The 7545-nt window shown below is 68.4% G+C and carries 9 protein-coding genes; 7 read left to right on the forward strand and 2 right to left on the reverse strand.

Annotated elements, in window-relative coordinates:
- The 7 genes from VLF18_RS18355 to VLF18_RS18385 all read left to right on the forward strand — a co-directional run.
- Nucleotides 1–429: RnfABCDGE type electron transport complex subunit G (locus VLF18_RS18355; protein WP_325281074.1), on the forward strand; the 429-nt coding region annotated here is incomplete at its 5' end.
- A complete protein-coding gene (locus VLF18_RS18360; RefSeq protein WP_325281075.1) occupies nucleotides 426–962 on the forward strand; it encodes a hypothetical protein in 537 nt (178 codons plus the stop codon). The genes VLF18_RS18355 and VLF18_RS18360, both read left to right, overlap by 4 nt.
- Nucleotides 959–1606: an endonuclease III gene (gene nth / locus VLF18_RS18365; protein WP_325281076.1), complete on the forward strand. Its 648-nt coding sequence runs from the start codon at nucleotides 959–961 to the stop codon at nucleotides 1604–1606. Before VLF18_RS18360 ends, nth begins: the two co-directional genes overlap by 4 nt.
- An 81-nt stretch (nucleotides 1607–1687) precedes the next feature.
- Nucleotides 1688–2860, forward strand: a complete 1173-nt coding sequence (locus VLF18_RS18370; protein ID WP_325281077.1) for an OprO/OprP family phosphate-selective porin — start codon at nucleotides 1688–1690, stop codon at nucleotides 2858–2860.
- Between the two features lie 516 nt (nucleotides 2861–3376).
- Nucleotides 3377–3805 carry a hypothetical protein gene (locus VLF18_RS18375; protein WP_325281078.1) on the forward strand — a complete coding sequence of 143 codons (429 nt, stop codon included), beginning with the start codon at nucleotides 3377–3379 and terminating at the stop codon, nucleotides 3803–3805.
- Between the two features lie 11 nt (nucleotides 3806–3816).
- Nucleotides 3817–4692: a DUF692 domain-containing protein gene (locus VLF18_RS18380; RefSeq protein WP_325281079.1), complete on the forward strand. Its 876-nt coding sequence runs from the start codon at nucleotides 3817–3819 to the stop codon at nucleotides 4690–4692.
- A complete protein-coding gene (locus VLF18_RS18385) occupies nucleotides 4676–5440 on the forward strand; it encodes a DNA-binding domain-containing protein (protein ID WP_325281080.1) in 765 nt (254 codons plus the stop codon). Before VLF18_RS18380 ends, VLF18_RS18385 begins: the two co-directional genes overlap by 17 nt.
- A 117-nt stretch (nucleotides 5441–5557) precedes the next feature.
- On the opposite strand, the gene trpC is transcribed toward VLF18_RS18385, so the two are convergent.
- Both trpC and trpD read right to left on the reverse strand, forming a co-directional pair.
- Nucleotides 5558–6355 (reverse strand): indole-3-glycerol phosphate synthase TrpC, encoded by a 798-nt coding sequence (gene trpC, locus VLF18_RS18390; RefSeq protein WP_325281081.1) that lies wholly within the window; start codon nucleotides 6353–6355, stop codon nucleotides 5558–5560.
- Between the two features lie 43 nt (nucleotides 6356–6398).
- Nucleotides 6399–7436: an anthranilate phosphoribosyltransferase gene (gene trpD / locus VLF18_RS18395; RefSeq protein WP_325281082.1), complete on the reverse strand. Its 1038-nt coding sequence runs from the start codon at nucleotides 7434–7436 to the stop codon at nucleotides 6399–6401.
- Nucleotides 7437–7545 lie beyond the last annotated feature (109 nt).

A 7545-nucleotide genomic window follows, 5' to 3' on the forward strand; every position in this document is an offset into this window, starting at 1 on the left:
GTGCTGCGCGATCCCGAGGCACTCGGCAGCGACGACGCGCTGCCGCTCTGGCGCGCGCGACGCGGCGGCCGGCCGAGCGCGCTCGTCGTCGACGCGATCGCGCAGGGCTACGGCGGTCCGCTGCGGCTGCGCGTCGGCATCGCGCGCGACGGCACGCTGCTCGGCGTGCGCGTGATCGGACACGGCGAAACGCGCGGACTCGGCGATGCGTTCGAACACGACGGCGGCCGCTGGCTCGGCGCGCTCGCAGGCCGTTCGCTGCGCGATCCGGCGCCGCCGCGCTGGACGGTCCGCCGCGACGGCGGCGAGTTCGATCAGTTCGGCGCGGCGACGGTCACGCCGCGCGCGATTCTCGTGCGCGTGCGCGCCGTGCTCGACGCCTACGCGGCGCGCGGCGACGCCTGGTTCGCCGCCGAGGCATCGCCGTGACGCCGCGCGAATCAAATGCGTTCGCTGCGGCGCTGCTCGGTCTCGCGCCGCTCGTATTCGTCGCCGCCGACCTGCGCGCCGGGCTCGTGCTCGGCGGTGGCGTCGCCGTCGCGTTCGCCGTGCTCGCCGCGACGCGGTGGTTCGATCGCGGGACCTCGGCGTTCGCAACGGCGCTCTGGTGCACCGTCGCCGCGGCCGTGTCGATCTGGTTGGCCGCAGCCTGGGCGGCGGCGCCCGCCGGTTTCGACGCGGTCCTGCCGCTGGCTGCCGCGAACGCCGTCTGGTGGCAGCGCGGCGCGACCGGCCAACTGCCGTTGCCGCCCGGCGCCGCGCTGATCGCGGCACCCGTCGCAGCCGGCGCACTGCGCGGTGCCGCGGCGCTTGCGCCGCCGGGCTTGCCGGATGCGTTCGTCGATCTGCTCGCGTGGCTCGTCTCTCCCGGCGGACTGCTGATCGCCGCGGCGCTCGCCGTCGCGCTCTTTCGCACGCTCCGCCGCGCCGCATCGCCGCCACAGGACCCGCCCCTCGCATGAACCCCGCCAAGCGCCACGAAATCTTCCGCCGCCTGCGCGAACTCAATCCGAAACCGACGACGGAGCTCGACTACGCCACGCCGTTCGAACTGCTCGTCGCCGTGACGCTGTCGGCGCAGGCCACCGACGTCGGCGTCAACAAGGCCACGCGCAAGCTGTTCCCGGTCGCGAACACGCCGGCCGCGATCCTCGCGCTCGGCGAGGAAGGTTTAAAGAAGTACATTTCCACGATCGGGCTGTACAACGCGAAAGCGAAGAACGTGATCGCCACCTGCCGCATCCTCGTCGAGGACTACGGCGGCGAAGTGCCCCGGACGCGCGAGGCGCTCGAGGCGCTGCCCGGCGTCGGGCGCAAGACCGCGAACGTCGTGCTCAACACCGCATTCGGCCAGCCGACGATCGCCGTCGACACGCACATCTTCCGCGTGTCGAACCGCACCGGACTCGCGAAAGGCGCGACGGTCCGCGCCGTCGAGGACAAGCTCGAGAAGACCGTGCCCGCGGAGTTCAAACAGGACGCGCATCACTGGCTGATCCTGCACGGGCGCTACGTCTGCAAGGCGCGCAAGCCCGACTGTCCGGCCTGCGTCATTCGCGACCTGTGCGAATTCAAGGACAAGACCGTCGCGACGGAAACGGCATAAGCACACAACGCCAGATAACTTCTGGCGGCGGCGAACGCGATGCTGCAATCGCTCCGTCCTCTCACTGCCCAGGAATACCCGATGAATCTTCGCGTCAACGTCGCCGCGCCGGCTCGTGTCCTGCTTGCGCTCGGCATCGGCCTGGCTCTGGCCGCGCCGGCCCGGGCCTACGACCTGCTCGGCGACTGGCCGACGAAATTCAAGACCGGATCCGGCATCGAGTACGGCGTGCGCGGCACGATCCAGTACGACACCAACCGCTTCTCCGACGACACGCTGCCCAGCGGCGCGGCGCGCTTCGAGGATCTCGAAACCTGGCGCCGCAAGGAGACTTATCTTTATGCGCGCAAGAACGGCGTCTGGGAGCTCGCGGCCGGCTACGACTTCCAGGCGCACGTCTGGGTCGACGCGTATTTCCGGCTGCTCAACAAGCGGGTCGGCGACTTCCGGATCGGCCAGTTCAAGACGCCGGTGGGCTTCGAGGAAGGCGCGATCGGATCAGGCGCGACGACCTTCATGGAGCGTGCACTGCCCGTGCAGGCCGTGAACCAGGGGCGCCGCATCGGTCTCGACTGGACCTATGAAAACGTGCCGGGCTGGCTGCTCAACGCGGCCGTGTTCAGCGGCGGCGATCTGAACGGCGACAACGACGGCACGACCTGGGCCGCGCGCGCCGTGTTCAACCCGGTCAAGAGCGAGACCTCGATCGTGCACCTGGGCATCGCCGGGTCGATCGAGGAACGCGACGACGAGATCGCGCGGATCCGCGCGCGTCCCGAAGCCAACCTCACGGCGATCCGCCTGATCGACACCGGCAATCTCGGCGGTGCCGACCAGATCAAGCGCGTCGGCCTCGAAGGCGCCTGGGCGCAGGGACCGTTCTCGCTGCAGGGCGAGTTCCTGACCATCGACGCGTCGCGCCGCACGGCGCGCGATTTCGCGGCCGACGGCGCCTACCTGTATGCGAGCTACGTGCTGACCGGCGAGAGCCGGCCCTACAAGAGCGGCGCGTTCGGCAACGTCAAGCCGAAGCACGACCACGGCGCGGTCGAACTCGGCCTGCGCTACTCCACGCTCGATCTCGACGACGGCATCGTCGCCGGCGGCAGGCAGCACGACTGGACGCTCGGCGTGAACTGGTATCTCGGCCAGCATTTCAAGCTGCAGGCGAACTACGTCCGCGCGTTCAGCGACAAGGGCGCGCTCGCGCTCGATCCGAAGATCACCGAGCTGCGCGCACAGATCCACTTTTGAACGATCGCGGCCCGCGGCCGCGATCAGCGATCCGCATCGGTCCGCAACGGACACGGTGCGTTCGACGCCGCCGCGCTCCGCGGCGTCGTCGTCATAAAAGCCTCACGGATCCGGTCTCCGCTTTCGCAGCCGCAGCCTCGCGCCGCGACCGCGCCGATGTTGCACCGATGCGCGGCAGCGCGCCGCCTGCGCCGAAACGAAACGGCGCCGCGCCGGAACGACACCCGGCGCCGTCCCGCCGGCCCTCAACCGGTCCAGCATCGCGACATCGCACGTTCTTAACCGCCATATCGGTATGAAAGAATTCGCGCATCGCTCCGGTCTGGTAGTCCGCGCTGACGCGCTGCAGTGCAGCATGCATCCGAACTGCAGTCGTCCGCGTATATGTCTGCGCACTTCGCGTACGGAGGGCAGAATCTTCCTCTGGGCAGGTTCTCCGCCGCGTGGTGCGTCATCGCTGCACGAGCAGCTGTTACCCCTGCGGGCGTAAGCCCGTCTATTCACGGAGAACTTGCAATGTCCACGAAGATCGCGAAACCGCTGACGCTCGCTCTCGGCACGGCTTTCATCGGCACCCTGTCGTTCGCGCAGATGGCCAGCGCCGACACCGCGTTCCAGCTCAACCAGCTCGCCAGCGGCTACATGACCACCGGTTTCGGCGAAGGCAAGTGCGGTGAAGGCAAGTGCGGCATGGACAAGATGGACACGAACAAGGACGGTTCGGTCTCCAAGGCCGAATTCGACGCCCACAAGGGCCAGCATTTCGACAAGGTCGACACCGACAAGAACGGCTCGATCAGCAAGGCCGAAATGGAAGCCGCGCACAAGGGCAAGGAAGGCAAGTGCGGCGAAGGCAAGTGCGGCGGCGACGCCAAGAAGGGCAAGGAAGGTTCGTGCGGCGGCGACAAGGGCAAGGAAGGCTCCTGCGGCGGCGACAAGAAGTAAGCGGCGTCACCATGAGCCCGCGCTACTCTCCCAGCGGTGCGGGCCTTGGCCTGCGGCGGGCCCTTCTGGGCCCGCTCGCTCAACACGGTTATCCGGCTGCCGCGGGTACGCCCGCGTCGGCCATCGATTTCTTCGAGATCGCGCCGGAAAACTGGATCAACGTCGGCGGATCGCTCGGCCGCCAGCTGCGCAGCTTCACCGAGCGCCACGCGTTCGTCTGCCATGGCCTGAGCCTGAGCCTCGGCAGTCCGGCGCCGCTCGACGAGACGCTGATCGTCAAGATCCGGCGCCTGCTCGACGCGCACGGCATCGCGCTGTACAGCGAACATCTTTCCTACTGTTCGGACGACGGGCATCTGTACGACCTGATGCCGATTCCGTTCACGCGCGCCGCGGTCGACTGGGTCGCCGCGCGCATACGCCGCACGCAGGACCTGCTCGGCCGGCGCATTGCGGTAGAGAACGTCTCGTACTACGCGGCACCCGGCCGCGAGATGGACGAAGCCGACTTCGTGCGCGAAGTCGTCGCCGCGGCCGACTGCGACCTGCTGCTCGACATCAACAACATCCACGTCAACAGCGTCAACCACGGCTACGACGCCGCCGCGTACCTCGATGCGATGCCGGGCGAGCGCATCGCCTACTACCACGTCGCCGGACACTACGACGAAGCGCCCGGGCTCAAGGTCGACACCCACGGTGCGGCCGTGATCGATCCGGTCTGGCGTCTGCTCGAACGCGCCTATGCGCGCTTCGGCGTGCGCCCGACGCTGCTCGAGCGCGACTTCAATTTCCCGCCGATGAACGAACTCGTCGCGGAACTCGACCAGATCCGCCGCCTGCAGAGCCTTAATGCACCCGTCGAACGCCATGCCGCCCGCGGCTGAGCTGCATGCGCTGCAACGCGATTTCGCCGCGTGCATCCGCGAGCCGGAACGCGCCGATCTGCCGTCCGGCGTCGATCCGCGGCGCATGCAGGTCTATCGCGAACTGTTCTACAACAATGTGGAAGGTTTGCTGTCGAGCAATTTTCCCGTCATCCGCACGCTGTATGCCGATGCCGGCTGGCACGCGCTGATCGCCGCGTTCCTGCGCGACCACCGCGCGCAGACGCCGCTGTTTCCCGAGATCGGCCGCGAATTCCTGCGCTGGCTCGAACAGCGCCAGGGCGACGGCTGCGGCGACCCGCCGTTCCTGCTCGAACTCGCGCACTACGAATGGGCCGAGCTCGCGCTGTCGCTCGACGAACAGGAAATCGACGATCAGCCGCACGACGCCGGTGGCGACGTCGTCGCCGGCATTCCCGTGGTTTCGCCGCTGGCCTGGGTGCTCGGCTATCGCTTTCCGGTGCACCGCATCTCGGCCGATTTCCGGCCCGACGAGGCGCCTGGCGCACCGACGCTGCTGCTGCTGATCCGCGATCGTCGCGACCAGGTCGGCTTTCTCGAAATCAACGCGCTGACCGCCGCACTGATCGAACGCCTGCAGGCGAACACCGACGCGACGGGCGGCGACGTCGTCGCCGCGCTGCTCGCCGAGGTCGCACCGGACAACGCCGCCGCGCTGCGCGAAGCCGGCTGCGCGATCCTGCGCGATCTTCATGCGCGCGAAGCGCTGTCGGGCACACGGCCGTAGGTGGCGGTGAGGCCAACGGGCCTGGACCTGGAAAAGAGTGTGGAGGAGCGAGAAAAGAGCACGTTTGACCGCAGCCGCTCTACTCGTTTCCCACTCCTCCACACTCTTTCCTGGGCCTTACGCAAACAACCGCAGCAACTCCGTCCCCGGATCCGGCGCTCGCATGAAGGCTTCGCCGACAAGGAAGGCGTGCACGCCGTTGTCGCGCATCAGTGCGACGTCGGCCGGCGCGAGGATGCCGCTCTCGGTGACGAGGACATGGCCCGCAGGCACGCGCGCGCGCAGGTCGAGCGTGGTCTGCAGCGAGACCTCGAACGTGCGCAGGTTGCGGTTGTTGATGCCGATCAGCACGGGCAGGCGTTCGGCGACGGCGAGCGCGCGGTCCATTTCGCCGGCGTCGTGGACTTCGACGAGCACGTCCATGCCGAGATCGATCGCGAGCGCGGCGAGTTCGATCAGCGCCGCGTCGCCGAGCGCTGCGACGATCAGCAGGATGCAGTCGGCGCCGAGCACGCGCGCCTCGTAGACCTGGTATGCGTCGACCGTGAAGTCCTTGCGCAGCACCGGCAGCGCGCAGGCAGCGCGCGCGGCCTGCAGGTACGCGTCGCTGCCCTGGAAGAAATCGACGTCGGTCAATACCGACAGGCAGGCGGCGTCGCCGGCCTCGTAGCTGCGCGCGATCGCGGCCGGATCGAAGTCGGGCCGGATCACGCCCTTGCTCGGGCTGGCCTTCTTGACCTCGGCGATCACGGCCGGTTGCTGGGCCGCAATCCGCGCGCGCAGCGCGTCGGCGAAGCCGCGTACCGCAGGCGCGCCGTCGACCTGGGCCGACAGCGCACGCAGGGAAACCCGGGCGCTGCGCGCCTGCACTTCCTCGGCCTTGCGCGCAAGAATTTTCTGGAGAATGTCGCTCACGTCACGCCTCGCAGTGGCAAATCGTCCTTGGAAACCGCCGGCCTCAGGCCGCGCCGGCGAGCCGCCGCGTCACGGCGACGAACTGGTCGAGCTTGGATCGCGCCTCGCCGGTCGCGACGGCCTCGTTCGCGAGCGCGACGCCTTCGGCGACCGAACCGGCGAGATTGGCCGCATACAGCGCGGCGCCGGTGTTCAGCACGACGATATCGCGCGCCGGCCCGGGCTGGTTGTCGAGCACTTCGAGCACGCGCTGCCGCGATTCCTCGGCATCGGCCACGGCGAGCTGGCGCGACGAGGCCATCGAGAACCCGAATTCCTCGGGATGGAGCTCGTACTCGGTGACGACGCCGTCGCGCAGTTCGCCGACCAGCGTGGCGCCGCCGAGCGAGATCTCGTCGAGACCGTCGCGGCCGTGCACGACCAGCGCGTGCTTCGCGCCGAGTTCCTGCAGCACGCGCACCTGGATACCGACGAGATCGGGATGGAACACGCCCATCAGGATGTTCGGCGCGCCGGCCGGGTTGGTCAGCGGTCCCAGAATGTTGAACAGGGTGCGCACGCCCATTTCCTTGCGCACCGGCGCGACCACCTTCATGGCCGGATGATGGTTCGGCGCGAACATGAAGCCGATGCGCGTCTCCGCGAGACAGGCCGCGACGCGTTCGGCATCGAGGTCGATGCGCGCGCCGAGCGCTTCGAGCACGTCGGCGCTGCCCGATTTCGACGACACGCTGCGGTTGCCGTGCTTGGCGACATGCGCGCCGCAGGCCGCCGCGACGAACATCGACGTCGTGGAGATATTGAAGCTGTGCGCGCTGTCGCCGCCGGTACCGACGATGTCGACGAAATACGGATAGCCCGGCGTGACGACCTTGGCCGACAGTTCGCGCATGACCTCGGCCGCGGCGCTGATCTCGCCGACGGTTTCCTTCTTGACGCGCAGCCCGGTCACGATGGCGGCGACCATGACCGGCGAGACCTCGCCGCGCATGATCTGGCCCATGAGGTCGACCATCTCGTCGTGAAAGATCTCGCGATGCTCGATCGTTCGCTGCAGTGCCTGTTGCGGGGTGATCGCCACGGCCGGCTCCGGCGGTTCAGGGGCGGCGATGATAAGCAGTCGGACCGTAAAGATCAGTGTCGTACTTGGAATATGCCGGGCCGGCGCGTTGTCCGCGCCGGCCCGGCTC

The sequence above is a fragment of the Tahibacter sp. genome, assembly GCF_035481375.1.
GTDB lineage: Bacteria > Pseudomonadota > Gammaproteobacteria > Xanthomonadales > Rhodanobacteraceae > Tahibacter.

What these genes read in the sequence shown, in the direction of transcription:
- VLF18_RS18370 (WP_325281077.1), top strand. Translation starts at nt 1,688, where the DNA reads ATGAATCTTCGCGTCAACGTCGCCGCGCCGGCTCGTGTCCTGCTTGCG.
- VLF18_RS18375 (WP_325281078.1), top strand. Translation starts at nt 3,377, where the DNA reads ATGTCCACGAAGATCGCGAAACCGCTGACGCTCGCTCTCGGCACGGCT.
- VLF18_RS18380 (WP_325281079.1), top strand. Translation starts at nt 3,817, where the DNA reads ATGAGCCCGCGCTACTCTCCCAGCGGTGCGGGCCTTGGCCTGCGGCGG.
- VLF18_RS18385 (WP_325281080.1), top strand. Translation starts at nt 4,676, where the DNA reads ATGCCGCCCGCGGCTGAGCTGCATGCGCTGCAACGCGATTTCGCCGCG.
- nth (WP_325281076.1), top strand. Translation starts at nt 959, where the DNA reads ATGAACCCCGCCAAGCGCCACGAAATCTTCCGCCGCCTGCGCGAACTC.